At 39.7% G+C, this 17555-nt stretch carries 14 protein-coding genes; 8 read left to right on the top strand and 6 right to left on the bottom strand.

The features are described from left to right. Positions 1–51: 51 nt before the first annotated feature. Both asnS and AABI99_RS01365 read left to right on the top strand, forming a co-directional pair. Positions 52–1449, top strand: a complete 1398-nt coding sequence (gene asnS, locus AABI99_RS01370; protein ID WP_338362799.1) for an asparagine--tRNA ligase — start codon at positions 52–54, stop codon at positions 1447–1449. A 152-nt stretch (positions 1450–1601) separates the two neighbouring features. Further along, positions 1602–2534, top strand: coding sequence for a substrate-binding domain-containing protein (locus AABI99_RS01365; protein ID WP_338362797.1), 933 nt, complete (start codon positions 1602–1604; stop codon positions 2532–2534). A 49-nt stretch (positions 2535–2583) separates the two neighbouring features. On the opposite strand, the gene AABI99_RS01360 is transcribed toward AABI99_RS01365, so the two are convergent. Next, a complete protein-coding gene (locus AABI99_RS01360) occupies positions 2584–3510 on the bottom strand; it encodes an FAD-binding protein (RefSeq protein ID WP_338362796.1) in 927 nt (308 codons plus the stop codon). Then, positions 3511–4260, bottom strand: coding sequence for an electron transfer flavoprotein subunit beta/FixA family protein (locus AABI99_RS01355; protein WP_338362794.1), 750 nt, complete (start codon positions 4258–4260; stop codon positions 3511–3513). A gap of 208 nt (positions 4261–4468) precedes the next feature. On the opposite strand from AABI99_RS01355, the gene AABI99_RS01350 reads away from it, so the two are divergent. The 6 genes from AABI99_RS01350 (at position 4469) to AABI99_RS01325 (ending at position 11300) form a co-directional block, all read left to right on the top strand. Next, positions 4469–6124 carry an electron transfer flavoprotein-ubiquinone oxidoreductase gene (locus AABI99_RS01350; RefSeq protein ID WP_338362793.1) on the top strand — a complete coding sequence of 552 codons (1656 nt, stop codon included), beginning with the start codon at positions 4469–4471 and terminating at the stop codon, positions 6122–6124. A gap of 132 nt (positions 6125–6256) precedes the next feature. Next, positions 6257–6721 carry an acyl-CoA thioesterase gene (locus AABI99_RS01345; protein WP_338362791.1) on the top strand — a complete coding sequence of 155 codons (465 nt, stop codon included), beginning with the start codon at positions 6257–6259 and terminating at the stop codon, positions 6719–6721. A gap of 240 nt (positions 6722–6961) precedes the next feature. After that, entirely contained in the window at positions 6962–7531 is a 570-nt protein-coding gene (locus AABI99_RS01340; protein WP_338362789.1) for an outer membrane beta-barrel protein, read from the top strand. 199 nt (positions 7532–7730) lie between these two features. After that, a complete protein-coding gene (gene tsaA, locus AABI99_RS01335) occupies positions 7731–8435 on the top strand; it encodes a tRNA (N6-threonylcarbamoyladenosine(37)-N6)-methyltransferase TrmO (protein ID WP_338362788.1) in 705 nt (234 codons plus the stop codon). A 90-nt stretch (positions 8436–8525) separates the two neighbouring features. Beyond that, positions 8526–10250: a proline--tRNA ligase gene (locus AABI99_RS01330; RefSeq protein ID WP_338362787.1), complete on the top strand. Its 1725-nt coding sequence runs from the start codon at positions 8526–8528 to the stop codon at positions 10248–10250. 210 nt (positions 10251–10460) lie between these two features. Next, positions 10461–11300, top strand: coding sequence for a UDP-2,3-diacylglucosamine diphosphatase (locus tag AABI99_RS01325; protein ID WP_338362785.1), 840 nt, complete (start codon positions 10461–10463; stop codon positions 11298–11300). A 17-nt stretch (positions 11301–11317) separates the two neighbouring features. On the opposite strand, the gene AABI99_RS01320 is transcribed toward AABI99_RS01325, so the two are convergent. The 4 genes from AABI99_RS01320 to AABI99_RS01305 all read right to left on the bottom strand — a co-directional run bounded on the left by AABI99_RS01320 (position 11318) and on the right by AABI99_RS01305 (position 17454). After that, positions 11318–14371: an ATP-binding protein gene (locus tag AABI99_RS01320; RefSeq protein WP_338362783.1), complete on the bottom strand. Its 3054-nt coding sequence runs from the start codon at positions 14369–14371 to the stop codon at positions 11318–11320. A gap of 284 nt (positions 14372–14655) precedes the next feature. Beyond that, positions 14656–15864 (bottom strand): ABC transporter permease, encoded by a 1209-nt coding sequence (locus AABI99_RS01315; protein ID WP_338362782.1) that lies wholly within the window; start codon positions 15862–15864, stop codon positions 14656–14658. Continuing rightward, entirely contained in the window at positions 15857–16645 is a 789-nt protein-coding gene (locus AABI99_RS01310) for an ATP-binding cassette domain-containing protein (protein WP_338362781.1), read from the bottom strand. Before AABI99_RS01310 ends, AABI99_RS01315 begins: the two co-directional genes overlap by 8 nt. Further along, complete coding sequence (locus tag AABI99_RS01305; RefSeq protein WP_338362780.1) at positions 16642–17454, bottom strand: DUF3025 domain-containing protein; 813 nt, start codon at positions 17452–17454, stop codon at positions 16642–16644. The genes AABI99_RS01310 and AABI99_RS01305 overlap by 4 nt, the downstream gene beginning before the upstream one ends. Positions 17455–17555: the final 101 nt, after the last annotated feature.

The following is a 17555-nucleotide window of genomic DNA, read 5'->3' as shown; positions in this document are numbered from 1 at the left end:
GTTGTTCAGTTAATATTATACAGTTAGGCAACTTATATCATTGGAGTGAAAATGAGCCATTTAGCGATTTCAGAGCTATTAAAAGGCAATGTTGCGGTAGACAGCCAAGTAACAGTAAAAGGCTGGATCCGTACACGCCGCGATTCAAAAGCAGGAATATCATTTTTAGCCGTTCATGACGGTTCGTGTTTTGATCCTATTCAAGCGGTAGTTCCTAATTCACTAAATAATTATGATGAAGTTACTAGCTTAACGGCCGGTTGTTCTGTATCGGTTACTGGTGTGTTAGTGCAATCTGCTGGTAAAGGTCAGTCTTTTGAAATACAGGCTAACTCAGTGACTGTATTAGGCTGGGTTGAAAACCCTGACTCATACCCTATGTCGGCTAAACGCCACAGCATTGAGTATTTACGTGAGCACGCTCACCTTCGCCCGCGCACTAACATGATTGGTGCGGTAACACGTGTACGTAACTGTTTAGCACAAGCTATTCACCGTTTTTACCATGAGCAAGGCTTTTACTGGATCAGCACGCCAATTATCACAGCCAGTGACTGTGAAGGCGCAGGTGAAATGTTCCGCGTATCAACACTTGATATGCAAAACTTACCACGCACTGACAAAGGCGACGTTGATTACAGCGAAGACTTTTTTGGTAAAGAAGCGTTTTTAACGGTATCTGGCCAGTTAAATGGCGAAACATACGCATCGGCTATGTCAAAAATTTACACCTTTGGCCCAACATTCCGTGCAGAAAACTCAAATACATCTCGTCACTTAGCCGAGTTCTGGATGGTTGAACCTGAAGTAGCATTTGCTGATTTAGAAGATATTGCAAAACTTGCTGAAAACATGCTTAAGTATGTATTTAAAGCGGTACTTGAAGAGCGCCGTGATGATATGGAATTTTTTGCACAGCGTGTCGAAAAAACAGCCATTAGCCGTTTAGAAGAGTTTGTAGAAAAAGACTTCGCCCAAGTTGATTACACTGACGCCGTAGAAATACTTAAATCATGTGGTAAAAAGTTTGAGTATGCCGTTGAATGGGGTGTAGATTTACAGTCTGAGCACGAGCGCTACTTAGCAGAAGAGCACTTTAAAGCACCGGTTGTTATTAAAAACTACCCGCGCGATATTAAAGCGTTTTACATGCGCCAAAACGAAGACGGTAAAACCGTTGCCGCTATGGACGTTGTAGCACCAGGCATTGGTGAAATTATTGGTGGTTCACAGCGTGAAGAGCGCCTTGATGTGCTTGACGCACGTTTAGATGAGATGGGCTTAAACAAAGAAGATTACAGCTGGTACCGCGATTTACGTAAATACGGTAGCGTACCACACTCTGGCTTTGGTTTAGGTTTTGAACGCCTAGTTGCTTATGTTACAGGTATGGGCAACGTACGTGATGTGATTGCCTTCCCTCGTACTAAAGGTAGCGCAACGTACTAATCATCCTAGTTGATATTAAAAGCCAGCTTAGTTGCTGGCTTTTTAATGCCTGTTGGACTTTACTGATTGCATTAAACGTTTTGTTTATAAATTAGAGATTTATAAATTTTCAGCTATAGTTTTCATAACACATTCGTTATTAGGCTAACAGCATGATAAAAAACCTTATTTTGGCAGCCACCGTACTGCTTTCATCCTCTAACATAGCAACATCCGTTTCTAATATTACCCCCGATCACAAGCCTTTACTTATAGGTGGTTCTTCATCTGTCTCACACCTTTTACATATTTTAAAGCCAAACTATGAAAAGCAAACAAATACGGCTATGCAAATCCGCTCTATGGGTAGCACTAAAGGTATTAAAGCCATAGCACAAAACATTATAGATATAGGCACCTCTTCGCGTTATTTAACCAATACAGAGCAAGAGCAATACCCTCACATTCGCCAAATTGTTATTGCGCAAGACGCGCTAGTGTTTTTTACTAACAAAAAAAATAACATTGATTCGCTAAGCGTAGAGCAACTCAGCGACATTTATTCGGGCAAATATAAAACATGGCAAGAGGTTAACCCAAATTATAAACCAGAGACACAAAGAGATAATAAAATTCTTCTGTTTAGTAAGGCCTATAACCATGGCACATTTGATATTTTATTAGAGTTTTTAAACCTGACTTTTATGCGTGTTCCTAATGGTAATACCATTAAGCTAAAATCTGCAGGTAACCGAGGGTTATTTCCTAAAATGGAAGTACAAATGTATGACGAATTTAATCAAGCCCTTGGCATAGTACAACGCATGCCCAATGCCATTGCTTTTGACTCTTACGGTGCTGTCTCGCAGCTGCTTGGCTCTAAAAAAATAAATAAAATAAATTTACTTGGTATCGATGGTGTTCACGTTTCAGATGAAACTATTAAAAATGGTGAATATATGTTTGTTCGCCCTCTTATTTTACTGGTAAATAGCCAATCGAGCCGCTCTGTAAAACAAACTGAATTGTTGCTCAATTTATTAAAAGACAAGCGTGTTTTAAATACTTTGTCAGCACATCATTATTCTTTAGTTGAGGCTGAATAAAAAAGCCGCAGAAACCTAAGTTCACCGCGGCTTTACAACCAGAATATGTTTATAGCGCGCTTTCAAGCTGCGGTAATACCTCAAATAAATCAGCCACCAAGCCGTAATCTGCCACCTGAAATATAGGTGCGTCTGGGTCTTTATTGATCGCTACAATAACTTTTGAGTCTTTCATACCTGCTAAATGCTGAATAGCACCACTTATGCCCACGGCAATATATAGATTAGGGGCCACTATTTTACCGGTTTGCCCTACTTGCATGTCGTTAGGTACAAAGCCTGCATCAACGGCAGCACGAGACGCACCAATCGCAGCGCCCAGCTTGTCAGCAATACCGTTTAATAATGCGAAATTTTCACCGTTTTGCATACCACGACCACCAGAAATAACCACTTCTGCTGCAGTTAGCTCAGGGCGCTCAGATTCAGTTTGCTCATTATTTACAAAGTCACTCAACTGTGCATCTGTGAGCGTATCTAATGCACTAACACTGACCGCTGACTGCTCACTTTGTAAATCAAAACTACTTGCACGAACAGTAATTACTTTTTTACTATCAAGTGATTTTACCGTAGCGACTGCATTACCGGCGTAAATAGGTCGTTTAAATGTATCACTATCTATTACATCTATTATTTCACTCACTTGCGCTACATCTAAAAGAGCTGCAACGCGCGGCATAAAGTTTTTACCTGTGGTGGTTGCGCTTGCAACAATATGCGAATAATCATCGGCAATACTAAGAACGAGCTCCGCCATGTTTTCAGCTAACTGATGCTGGTAAAGGGGGCTATCAGCACTCAGTACACTCGAAACGCCCTCAATAGAAGCAACCTGTGCGCTCAATGCTTCTATGTTTAAACCTGCTACTAATACATCTATATCAAAACCTAATTTAGTTGCTGCATTAATTGTTTTTGAGGTTTCTGGTTTTAGTGCACCGTTATCGTGCTCTGCAATTACAAGTGTTTTCATTTAAATCACCTTTGCCTCTGTTTTAAGTTTTTCTACAAGCTGAGCTACATCTTCAACAATAATGCCGCCACTGCGCTTAGCAGGCTCTTCTACTTTTACTAACTGTACGCGTGGTGCTAAATCTACACCTAACGACTCTGCTGCTATTACATCAAGTGGTTTGCGCTTTGCTTTCATTATATTAGGTAGCGATGCATAGCGTGGTTCGTTTAAGCGTAAATCGGTAGTTACAATAGCAGGTAATTTAAGTGCAACAGTTTGTAGGCCACCATCTACTTCACGGGTTACATTAACTGTATTGCCGTTTATATCCACTTTAGAGGCAAATGTACCTTGGCCGCGCTTGGTTAAAGCCGCTAGCATTTGGCCTGTTTGGTTGTTGTCGGAGTCAATAGATTGCTTGCCTAAAATAACCAGTTCAGGGGCTTCTTGTTCAACCAACTTAGCTAATAATTTAGCAATGTGCAGCGATTCTAGTTTTTCATCAGTTTCGATGTGAATTGCTTTATCTGCACCGAGAGCAAGCGCTGTGCGTAACTGCTCTTGCGCTGCTTTCGCTCCAATTGTTACTGCGATAACCTCGGTTGCTGTACCCGCTTCTTTTAATCGAATCGCTTCTTCTATTGCTATTTCACAAAATGGATTCATTGCCATTTTCACATTAGCTAAGTCAACGTCACTGTTATCAGCCTTTACGCGTGCTTTAACGTTGTAATCGATCACTCTTTTTATTGGAACGAGAACTTTCATAGGAACTCCATCTAAATTTAAACCTACAAGCTAACGTGTACGTCAACCTATTTATTTTTATGAATTCAGACTACTTCCTGTTGACGTAAACGTCAACCTAAAATAACCTTAAAGTATTCACAGCCTGTAACATTTAATGTGCAAGTATTAAAAAGGCTGCATTGCTTATCTAATTTAGCTAAGCCCGTCATTGAAAAAAGAGGTTATTATGGTCGAACGTGAAACCATGGAATTTGATGTAGTTATTGTAGGCGCGGGCCCAGCTGGCCTTGCTAGTGCCATCAAGCTCGCACAACTAGCACAAGAAGAACAACAAGAACAACAAGAACAAACGATTTGTGTGGTAGAGAAAGGCTCCGAAGTTGGTGCACATATTCTCTCTGGTGCCGTATTTGAAACCAAAGCCTTAGATGAACTTTTGCCTAATTGGCAAGAACTGGGGGCTCCTGTCACTACACAGGTAACACATGATGATATTTACTGGTTTAATAATAGCGAAAAAGCCACTAGCCTCCCTCGCTTTGCAACCCCTAAAACATTTCATAATGAAGGCAACTATATTGTATCTATGGGTAATGTGTGTAGATGGCTTGCAGAGCAAGCTGAAAATTTAGGTGTTGAAATATTCCCAGGCTTTAGCGCGCACTCGCTGATCATTGAAGAAAATACCGTTAAAGGAATTATAACCGGCGATATGGGTGTTGATAAAGACGGCAATGAAAAAGATGGCTATATGCCCGGTATGGAGCTGCGTGCTAAATACACTGTATTTGCTGAGGGTTGTCGGGGCCATTTAGGCAAACAACTTATTAACGAGTTTGCGCTTGATAAAGATGTTTCACCTCAGCACTACGGCATAGGCTTTAAAGAAATTTGGCAAATAGACGAAAGTAAACATGAGCAAGGTAAAGTAGTACACGGTACTGGTTGGCCGCTCAGTGGCGATACCAATGGCGGCTCTTTCATGTATCACTGCGATAACAATCAAGTGGTTGTCGGGTTAATTGTTGATTTAAATTATTCTAACCCGCATTTAAGTCCGTTTGATGAGTTTCAGCGAATGAAACACCACCCTGTTTTCAAGCAAACCCTTGAAGGGGGCGAGCGCATTGCTTACGGTGCCCGTGCTATTGCAAAAGGCGGCCTTCACTCGCTGCCAAAAATGCATTTTGCGGGTGGTCTATTAATAGGTTGCGATGCCGGTACACTTAATTTTGCCAAAATTAAAGGTAACCATACCGCCATGAAATCGGGCATGGTTGCGGCAGAAGTTATTTTTAAAGCGCTCCAAAATGGCCAAGCTAATACTGATTTAGTAGATTACAAAAACGCTTTTGAAAATTCTTGGGCTTATAAAGAACTTTACAAATCGCGTAACTTTGGCCCTGCCATGCATACTTTAGGTAAGTTTGCTGGGGGTGCGTACAATACCCTTGATCAAAACATCTTCAATGGGGCACTGCCTTTTACCTTTAAAGACAATACACCCGATTACGATACGCTAAAAGATGCAGCTAACAGCGCTGACATTGACTATCCAAAACCTGATGGGAAGCTTAGCTTTGATAAACTCTCGAGCGTCTTTTTATCTAATACTAATCATGAAGAATCACAGCCTTGTCATTTAAAACTTAAAGATAGCGCCATTCCTATTAGCGTTAATTTAGTTAAGTTTAACGAACCCGCACAGCGTTATTGCCCTGCTGGTGTGTACGAAGTGCAAGAAATTGAAGGTGAAAATCAGTTTGTGATCAATGCGCAAAACTGTGTGCATTGTAAAACCTGTGACATAAAAGATCCCAGTCAAAATATTACCTGGGTTACCCCCGAGGGGGCTGGCGGTCCAAACTACCCTAACATGTAACTATTTTATGCATAAAGGTGCATAAAAAAACCACCTTTTATATATAAATTACAATCTTATCCTAAATTGCAGGGGCTTCGGCCCCTTTTTTGCGGTATGCTCATAATAAGTTTCATAAAGAGAGTAATTAGTATGCCGTCGTCAAATGTTGTATTTCGCTTTTTAGCAGAACCCACCGATGTTAATTTTGGAGGGAAGGTGCATGGTGGTGTGGTCATGAAGTGGATTGACCAAGCAGGCTATGCCTGCGCTGCCGGTTGGAGTGGCCATTACTGTGTGACTGTTTCTGTAGCTGGGGTCAAATTTAGGCGCCCTATTCTTGTAGGCCAAATTGTAGAAGTCGAAGCTAAAATTGCACATACAGGGTCAACCAGTATGCAAATATTTATTCAGGTACGCTGTGGCGATCCTAAAACGCAAAACATGGTTGAAACAAATCACTGTGTTATTAGCTTTGTAGCAATGGACGAAACTGGGTACCCGGTCGAGGTTCCCAGTTTTAAAGCGCAAACAGAAGAAGATATAAAATTAGAAAACTACGCAATTAAAATGAAACAAATTGCGATAGAGACAGAAAACCTACTGCATAAAGTTTAATGTACTGTGTAAAATTCACAGAGATCATGTAAAAGGTACAAGCCTTAACTTAGAAAACAGAAAACTTAAAAAGTTCAATCTGCTTATTAAAAATACAAAATAGCTGTAAAAACGTTTAAAATACTGTTTTTATGGCTATTTTAAAACCAATCTTTATTCTTGGCATGCTCACTGCAAACATTTAATTGTCGTTTGATGAATTAAATCAAACATATATTATTTTTTTAAAGGAGCTATACAATGATTAAAACACTTTCTCTTTCTGCAATTGCTTTAGCAACACTGGGTTTTAACTCTGCAGCACACGCTGATATTACGGATTTTGATTCTCCACGCATTTATACCGGTGTTGGTTACGGCCAATACTCATTTGAGTTTGAGGATAGCGAAAACGACACTGAATTCGATGACGATGCACAAATGCTCAAGGGTTACATTGGTACCCAGTTTAATGAACATTTTGGCCTTGAATTAGCTTATCAAAACTTTGATGAAGTGAGTGACATCGACAGCAAAGCAGAAGTTGATGGTGTATCTTTAGCAGCGACTTTAGCGGCCCCGCTTTCTGAAAGCTTCTCTGTGTACGCTAAAGGGGGTTGGTTTGAATGGGATGCAGACATTGAGCAAGAGCTTCCTGTAGGCAGTATTTCTGCATCACAAGACGGCGGTGATGTATTTTACGGTGCAGGTATTCAATACGCGTTTTCTGACAATGTTCAAATGCGTTTAGAGTATGAGCGTTACGAATTAGACGACGAAATTGACCCAGATATGGATGTAGCATCAGTATCAATTCAATACATGTTTTAATAAAATAAATTAAATCAAACTTAAAGGTGAGCCGTGCGCTCACCTTTTTGCTTCCTGCACTTGACTATGTTTAAACTTAAAGATAACTGCTGCAAAGCTTATATTAAACCGACCAGTCTAAATATAACATGCTAACTATACTGCTATAAATATTAAATAGAGGTAGAATACCCCACTATTTTTTAAGTATCTAAGCATTATGAGCGATTATAGTATTTCGGCTATTGGCCACATTCAATCCCCTTATAAACAAAAATTTGCTATCCCGAGACAGCCCCGATTAGTGCCGCAGGCTAAGGCCAAGCTTATTTTTACAGCTGAATTTAATCGTGAAGAATTTGTGCGAGGTATTGAAGAATTTAGCCATATTTGGTTATTGTTTAGGTTTCATGAAACAGCCGACAAAGGCTACTCCGCTATGGTACGCCCACCACGTTTAGGAGGAAACGAACGTAAAGGTGTTTTTGCAACCCGCGCTACATTTAGGCCTAATGCTCTAGGTATGAGTGCTGTAAAGCTTGAAGGCGTGGAGTATAAAAACGGCCAATTGAGTTTACTCTTGGCGGGCATTGATTTGCTCGATGGCACACCGATTGTTGATATCAAACCTTATTTGCCCTACTCAGATGCAATGCACGACGCCAGTGCGGGCTTTGCCGATACCCGACCTGAAACACAAATGAGCGTTGAGTTTTGCTCTGAAGTCACAGAGTTTATTGCCAAGCAAACCCACTACCCTGAGCTAAAAGACTTTATCGCTAATGTATTAAAACAAAACCCACGCCCTGCTTATAAAAAACAAAAACAAGGCGAGCAAAGCTATGGCATGACTTTGTATGATTTTAATATACGCTGGCAGGTTAACGGCGAACATAACTTAGTAACACATATAGAAAATAGCTAAAAAGTGCAGTTAGCGCTTTAGTGTAAAAGCAAGCGCTGGTAAACTTAGCGCCCTATTAAAAAGAACATATTACTTAATTTCGGAAAAATCATGCGTACCAGTCAATATATACTCGCAACACTTAAAGAAACGCCATCAGATGCTGAAATTGTTTCGCATCAATTAATGCTTAGAGCCGGTATGATCCGTCGCGTCGCTTCGGGTTTATATACATGGTTACCCTCTGGTTTACGCGTGCTTCGTAAAGTAGAAAATATTGTTCGTGAAGAAATGGATAAAGCTGGCGCCATTGAAATGCTAATGCCGGTGATCCAACCTGCCGATTTATGGCAAGAGTCAGGACGTTGGGAGCAATTTGGTCCTGAGTTAGTACGTTTTAATGACCGTCATAACCGAGAGTTTGCACTTGGACCGACCCATGAAGAAGTGATTACAGATTTTGTACGCAAAGAGATCAGCAGCTACAAACAACTCCCTATTACTTTGTACCAAGTACAAACTAAAGTGCGTGATGAAAGACGCCCACGTTTTGGCGTAATGCGTGCTCGCGAATTTACCATGAAAGATGCGTACTCATTTCATTTAAGTGAAGCGTGTTTAGATGCAACTTACAAAACAATGCATAAAGCGTATTGTAATATTTTTGAACGCTTAAATTTAGAATACCGCCCAGTACTTGCTGATACAGGCTCTATTGGTGGTAGCCTATCGCATGAGTTTCATGTACTAGCAGAATCAGGCGAAGACGCAATTGCCTTTAGTGATGCAAGCGATTACGCAGCAAATATCGAAAAAGCAGAAGCATTAGCACCCACTGAGAGCCGCCCTGAGCCAGCTAAAGAGCTTAAAGCGTTCCCTACACCTGAAGCTAAAACAATTAGTGAACTTAAAAAACACTACGGCGTAAAACCACACCGCGGTGTTAAAACATTAATTGTGTACGGTAGCCCTGATGAAAACGAACAACGTGGTTTAGTTGCGCTGGTACTGCGTGGCGATCACGAGTTAAACGAATTAAAAGCCGAAAAACACCCACTTGTCGACTCACCACTAGAAATGGCCACAGAGGCAGACATAGTTGCCGCTATTGGTGCAAAACCAGGCTCACTTGGCCCAGTTGGTCTAACAATGCCAATTATTGTAGACAGAACAGCAAATGTAATGGCTGATTTTGTGGCTGGTGCTAATAAAGATGACGAGCACTTTAGCGGAATTAACTGGGATCGTGATGTTAAAGAGTATCAAGTTGCAGATATTCGTAACATTGTTGAAGGCGATCCTAGCCCGTGTGGACAAGGTACGTTACAAATTAAACGCGGTATCGAAGTTGGTCACATCTTCCAACTGGGTACTAAGTACTCAGAAGCCATGAAAGCAGGCGTTCTAAGCGAGTCGGGTAAAAACCAAGTAATGACTATGGGCTGTTACGGTATTGGTGTGTCGCGCATTGTAGCGGCGGCCATTGAGCAAAATAATGATAACTACGGTATTATTTGGCCACAATCTATTGCCCCATTCGACTTAGCTATAGTGCCGATGAATATGCATAAGTCGCATCGTATTCCTGATATTGCTAATAATTTATATCAGGGTTTAAAAGATGCAGGCTTAGATGTTTTATTTGACGATCGTAAAGAACGCCCTGGTGTGATGTTTAACGACATGGAATTAATGGGTGTGCCTTATACTTTGGTGATTGGTGAGCGTAACCTTGATGAAAACAAAGTTGAGCTTAAAAATCGCCGTACAGGTGAAAAGTTAATGGTTGATTTAGACACCGCAATTGAAACAATTAAAGCGTCTGTAAAGGGCTAATACGCCGCGCTTAAAAAATTATAAGGCCGCATTTACCATGCGGCCTTTTTTATGTGAACTAAATAAATAGACTCTATAGTCATTTAACTACTACTTACCTTTGCTAAATTTAGCCGATTTATAAATTGTCATTCAGGCTTCGCTAAAGTGTCTTTTAAGTGTCATTAGGTTTATCTACAGTGTTTAATTATTACACTATGGGTAACGGGCATGACTAATAATCAAGAGCGTAAAATACAACACTATCCAGCGGTTTGGATATCAGATGTACATTTAGGGTATAAAGACTGTAGAGCTGACTATTTATTAGACTTTTTAAACTCTATTGAATGCGATACGCTTTATTTGGTAGGTGATATTGTTGATTTATGGTCGATGAAACGCCATTTTTATTGGCATTCATCGCACTATCAAGTTCTTAGCTGCATTCAACAAAAAGCCTCAAAGGGTACACGTGTAATATATATACCTGGTAACCACGACGAGACATTTCGCCACTACATTGATCAAACCCTATTTGGTGTAGAGGTCCACCAGCAGTTTATCCATACCACCAAAGCCAATAAACGGTTTTTATTACTACACGGTGATGATTTTGACTCGGCAACGCGCTATAACAAGCTCATTAGTATTGCAGGCGATGCTGGCTACGATTTACTACTGTTTTTAAATCGCTGGACTAACCGAGTTCGTAAGGTGTGTGGCGCTAATTACTTTTCGCTTGCGTCGTGGATAAAAGCACGCGTACATAAAGCCCGAGAAGCCATTGCCGCTTTTGAAGATGCCGCGATTCATGAGGCAAAAAAACAACAAGTCGACGGTATTATTTGCGGGCATATCCATCACCCTAAAATTAAAGTGGTTGATGGTATAATTTATTGTAATGATGGTGATTGGATAGAAAGCTGTACCGCGTTAGTAGAGCAGCCAAGCGGTAAAATAGAGCTTCTACATTGGTCAGACACACAAAAAGTGCTAGATACCGCTGATGTTACGAGTTTAGTTAAACCTATTCAAGATGAAACTAAGCCTGATAAGTCAGCAGCATAACTGCTGACTTACTCTGCTTAATTTAACCACGTTAACAGCCTATTTTTGAGCGTTTTAGGTTTAATTGGCTTAGTAATATAATCATTCATGCCGGCCGTAATACAACGCTCTCTATCACCTTCCATTGCGCTTGCGGTCATAGCAATAATGGGGATACTAATGTACTCAATTCCCGCTTTTGCATTTCTTATTTCGCTAGTCGCATCATAGCCATCTAAGTTTGGCATTTGGCAATCCATTAAAATTAAGTCAAACGGTTGCTCTTGATTAAATTTAAGCGCAGAGATCGCTTCTAAGCCATCATTTGCGCAAGTAATTTTTATACCCGTGCGCTTTAAAATTGCTTTTGCTACCTCAATGTTAATCATGTTGTCGTCAACCAATAATACATGATACTTCGATAACTCAGGCTCTGGCTCTATGTCGTTTGCTTGTTTAGGCGCGGTTAAAACAAACTCATTATTAGCGCCAAAAATACTGCCTAGCTTATAGGTAAATTGATCTTGCGTAAGTGGTTTGTGCAAAATGTGGCTATGCTCAGGAAACACCTTTTTAGATTGCTTATTAACTACCATGTCTCGCAATATAAGCACATATTTTTTATCGGCTTTTTCGCAGTAGCTTATTAGCGCATTCACCTGTGGATGTTCGTCATCAATAATTAATAAATCGGCGTCAAATTCGTTGTGTTCACTAAAGTAGTCGAGCCTTGTAATATGGCTTGGCTGAATTTTACAGGTCTGAGTTAATAATCCGCATACATTTTTAAATACGTTATCGCGCGAAATAAGCGCCGCCACATTGACCTGCTGTGAAAGTTCAATGCCGGTATTTAATTTTTTCTGCTGCGCTACATGCAACTCTACCGTAGCCACAAAGGTACTGCCGACGCCCTTTTCACTCGTCACGGTGATGTTGCCGCCCATTAATTGTGCCAGTTTTTTACATATAGATAACCCTAAGCCCGTGCCGCCAAAATGGCGTGTTGTGCTTGAATCTTCTTGAGTAAATACATCAAACAGTTTATCGATATTTTCAGGAGCAATACCTATCCCGGTGTCCTTAATAGTAAAACTCATTAAAATTTTACTATCGGTGATGTATTTCGAGTTTAAGGTTAAGCTCACTTCGCCTTTGTGTGTAAATTTAAATGCATTATTGATTAAATTAATCAAAATCTGTTTTAGACGATGGCTATCGCCAATAACCATTCTATCAACCACGTTTTGAGTATTTAAAAACACCTCAAGCCCTTTGCGCTGGCCTTGCAGTGCAATGGAGTTAATCATATCGCTGCACACTGAGATCACATCAAACGAGTGATTATCAATATCTAACTTACCTGCTTCAATTTTAGAAAAATCTAAAATTTCGTTAATTAAATTCATTAACGAGTGCGCACTGTTATTAGCTAATTTTAAATAGTGTTGCTGCTGCTCAGTGAGGCTATCTTCTTTAAGCATTTCAAGCATGCCCAACACACCGTTCATTGGGGTACGTATTTCATGAGAAATATTGGCTACAAAGTCACTTTTGGCTTGGCTTGCGGCTAATGCTTGGTCAATCGCTCGCTCTAGCTCAACCGTTCGCTGTGATACTTTTAACTCTAATGTATTATTTAAACCCTGTAATTGTGCTTGGGTATGCTTTAAAGAGCTGATATTACGCGAAATAGCAGCTACTTGATAACGCTTAGTAAATACATCAAATACACTAGTGAGCGTAATTGAATAGTATTCTTTATTCCCATCTTCCCCTGTATATATCGCTTCAAAGGGCATTTTTGAGCCGTGCTCTATGGCTTGGGCTATGCAATCTTTATCTTCATCTGCTAGGCTAAAAAGATCAGTAAAGTGAATGTGTTCATCAGTTAACCTACTTGCAAAAGCCTCATTTGCCGTTTGATTGTAATGAACAATACTTCCATCGTTATCTATCGTAAAAATAGCATCGAGTGAATTTTCAATCACTTTATTATTTTGCTCTGTTAAAGCGTTTACGAGCAGTTTGCGATTAATATAGCGCTGATATAACAGCATAATAATGATAAATATAGTAAAAAATACCGCGACTAAAGCTACATAACTTTCACGCCTTTGAGCAACGCTATCTAAAAGGATTTCTGAGTCTATGGCTACGGCAAGCTCTAAGGGCAACATGGCTATATCGCCTTCTAAGCTTATCCGTTTTTTTAAAAAGAACTGTTTAGGGACATCGCCCAATAACAGTGTTTCAAATGAATCCATACTATGCGAGGAGGAAAATTGATCTGCCCAAGTTGTAGCTTTATTAAACTCAAAGCCAAAGCGAAGATCTGGGTTTGGGTGGTATAAAAACTCACTTTCATTATTGAGCAAATAAATATTAACCCCAGGAGGGAGTTCAAACGTTAAACTGTCAAATAATTTATCCGCAGCGTAGTTTGTCACTAAAATGGCAAATACTTGTTTTAAGTTATCAAAAACAGGTTTTGCAACACGGTATGTACTCACCAAAGGTTTTTGTATTTCACCGTTTTCTCGGTTGTAATTAATCGGCGATATATACACGCTATTTTCATCAAGCATACTGGCTTTAAGTACGTACTCTCGCCCGCCTTTTTTTTGCAGTTGTGAGCCCTCTAGCCGAATAATATCGCCTAACATGCGCTCTACACGAACTATTTCTTGCCCATTCTCAGCAAGCATAATATAGCGTGCTTGCAAAATTGAATCGTCGGTTTGCATAAAGCCACTAAATATACCAGCCAGACGGTCTTGCCATACAGCAATGGGGGTTTGTAAGAGCGGATCAATTAATTGGTTATCGGTCGCTCTAGATATACCTTGAATAGGCGGTGTGGCGTTTAAAAAACGAATCGCGGTAATACTGTCGTTAAAGTGGTTTTTTAAAGACGCCGCTTTTGTTTCAAGCTCACGACTGAGCTCTTCACGCGCACTGTTAAATATTTCTACACGTGTTTTTTTTTCAAACACATACATAGAAGGCAATGCAACAACTAAAAAAACAATAATGGCAACTAGTAATAATTTATTACCTTTTGCTGCTATAACTACATTCCCTTTTAGCATTAAAGCCTCACCCTTCACTATTTTTTAAATTAGATTATAGAGGAATATTTGATAAAAAATAGAAGTAATAATAATTAGTTACTTAAAAATTGTAATCATTTATGGAACAAATACTCTAAACCAATTACTTAGTATTACTATTGTAGGGAAGTGTTAATCTAAGATGAATCCGCTAATAAAAGTAGATAAATTTAGATTTGAAACACCTAATGTGAATAGCGTTAACATGTAAAAAAACAAATAAAACGGGTATGGTAAAAACCACACCCGTTTTTATATTTAAACTACCTAAATAGCACATCTTCACGATTAAACCATTTAACACAAAATGCGAGCAATGCCCCAGCTATAATAGCCGTTGCTAAAAATATTAAACCTACAAGGGTGTAATCTACCGTGCCTTTAACAATTTCTTTAATTGCCAGTGCCACATTGGTAACAGGGATAAATGCGGTTTTAGCAGTTAGCTCTACATTAGGCATAATTGACACGATAATGGGGAAAAACACGCCCATACTTAAAGGAGCCATGTAGTTTTGTGCCTCTTTAAATGTACGAGCATAAATAGAGATTGCTAACGCTAGAGCTGAAAATATTGCCGCAATAGGCAGTAGCAATACAAAAATCATAAGTAAGTCGCTTATCGCTAGTGAGCTAAAGGCAGTTTTAATTACTTCTAATTCCGCAAATGCAAGAGCCACGGCTATCCACCCACCCATACTGAGTACTGTTATAGTGGTAGAAGCAATTGAGGTGGTTAATAGCGTTATAAATTTACCTAATACTAGCTCTGTTCGCGTTATGGGGGTGAGCAGTAAGGTTTCTAATGTGCCGCGCTCTTTTTCACCAGCACCTAAATCTATTGCTGGATACGTAGCGCCCATAAGCACTATTGGGATCAGAAGGTAAGGTAAAAAGCCACCTAGCTTTTCACCTAAGTTTTCACGCTTGTCTGCGGTGTCTACTTTGACCACTTCGATAGGAGTCAGTAGCGCTAAATGTGCGTTTTTATCGATGCCAAAACTCTCTAGCTTTTCGCTTTGCAAGGCGTCGCTGTACTCTTTAGCAAGTTCTTTTACGCGCTGAAACAAAAAGTTGATAGACTTAGCATCGTTAAATACCACTTCCCATTTGCTTTGTTCATATTTATCAAGAGACTGCTTCGCATCAGCGGGCAAATAAATACCCATATCAATGTCGCCGGCTATAACACCTGCTTTTAACTCTTCAATATTATTAAATGTTTTATCGCCTTTGTAGAGTTCAAAGCTTTTATGATAAAACACTTTTTCGGTAAATTCGGGTGCATAATTACCATTAATAATGGCGTAGGTATGCACTTCTTGTTCGGCATCTAATGCCGCTTGAGAGCTTATAAAAGCCACTACTGCAAATAGCAGGGGAAATACAGCCACAGGTAGAGCAACAACAAATAATAAAGTTTTTTTATCGCGTAACAGCTCTGTTAATTCCTTTTTAAAAACCTCAAACATAGTGCTTCTCCGTTAGTATGTTCATAAACGCTTGATTTAGTTCTTCACTATTGCCTTGCTTTTTAAACTCTTCGAGCGTGCCATCAAAACAGCTTAGGCCTTCATTAATTACCGCAACACGGTCACATAAAAGGGCGACTTCGTCTAAGTGGTGAGTTGAAAAAATAACAGGCGTGCCTTGTTCCTTTAAGCCTTTAATAAAGTTAATTACTGTTTGAGTGGTCATGATATCAAGGCCAGTAGTTGGTTCATCAAGAACAACTACCTGAGGGTGATGCACAACCGCACGGGCAATGTTTGCTTTTTGCTTCATACCGGTAGATAAGTTTTCAGCGCGTTTATCAATAAACTTATGCATGTCGAGTAAAGTAAATAATTCTTCACAACGTGCTGTTACTTGTGCTTTATTCATGCCATGGAGCTTTGCAAAGTATTCAATATTTTCTTTAACGGTGAGGCGGCCATACAAGCCCGTTGAACCTGATAAAAAGCCGATAGACTTGCGCCCTACTAATGGCTTTTTAATGATGTCGTTACCGTCAATTGTTATTGCGCCTTCATCGGGTTTAAGTGCGGTAGAGAGCATACGTAAGGTGGTGGTTTTACCTGCACCATTAGGCCCTAATAGCCCTAACACTTCGCCTTTTGCACACCCAAAGCTAACATCTCTTACTGAATGAAAAAACTCTTTATCTTCACGCGGGTCAATATCATCAACTTTATTTTTTTTATGATCCTTGGTTAACTTAAACTTTTTTTTAAGCCCTGCGACTTCTATCATTTTCGTGTCCTTCGTTTAGCTCTAAAGTAGTTAGTATTATCGTAGAACGATTCATTTACATTTGCGTCATGCCATCCTGGTACACCTAATAACGGCAAAGGAGAAAGCTGTTTATTGTCGGCTAAGCAATCTTCTATTTTTATCTTCTCATAAAGTAGTTGGTCTAGGTACTTATATTGAGTTACTAAATCTTTACAAAATATTTCATTCGGTACACTTACAAATAACGCTTTGCCCGTTAAACCAATATAGGGTTTTGTTAGCATTTCATAATTGGCGTGGCCAAACATAAAAGGGTGTATTGTTTTGCCCCACTCTTCTCGATGAGTAATAAACGCCGTTTTCCATTGGTGATCAGTCAAAAGTGTTTTCCACTTAGCGTCACTCACGGCAAGCACCACTCCGCACTCGTCAAACAATGTAAGGGCATTACGATGCTTGGTACGCTCTTTTAATCCATGCTTAGCAATTTCCTCTACGTGGCGCTGATTAATAAGTGCTTTTGTTTTAGGAAACAAACACCATATAAAGCCACCAAATAAGTCGTGCCAATTTTTACTTCGTGTAGGTACTACACCCGTTTCAAAAATAACCTGTTCGTAATAGCGCTCAGCAAAATCTACATTTGCATCATCTTCAAACGTAATAGGCAGATCATTAGCATTAATAGCGTTTAAATACGGGGTAAACCAGTCAAGGCTTGGCCAATTCGTTTGCTCGTCAATCTTAAACAGTGCTCGTAAGTGCTTAAATGCACCACTTTTTAAACTACAAACTTGCCATTGCTCGGGCGGAGTAAAGCGCTTCATTTATACCTTTAACAATTTATGCCGTTAATTTGCGGGCATTTTACCGCAAAAACTGGTTCTAATTAATAGAAGTTAATATACTAAAGAAGACTTAGAACAAG

It is taken from the genome of uncultured Pseudoalteromonas sp., assembly GCF_963922945.1.
Taxonomy (GTDB): Bacteria; Pseudomonadota; Gammaproteobacteria; order Enterobacterales; family Alteromonadaceae; genus Pseudoalteromonas.
The sequence above is the reverse complement of the archived record's forward strand: the minus strand, read 5'-3'. Positions and strand labels throughout refer to the sequence as shown.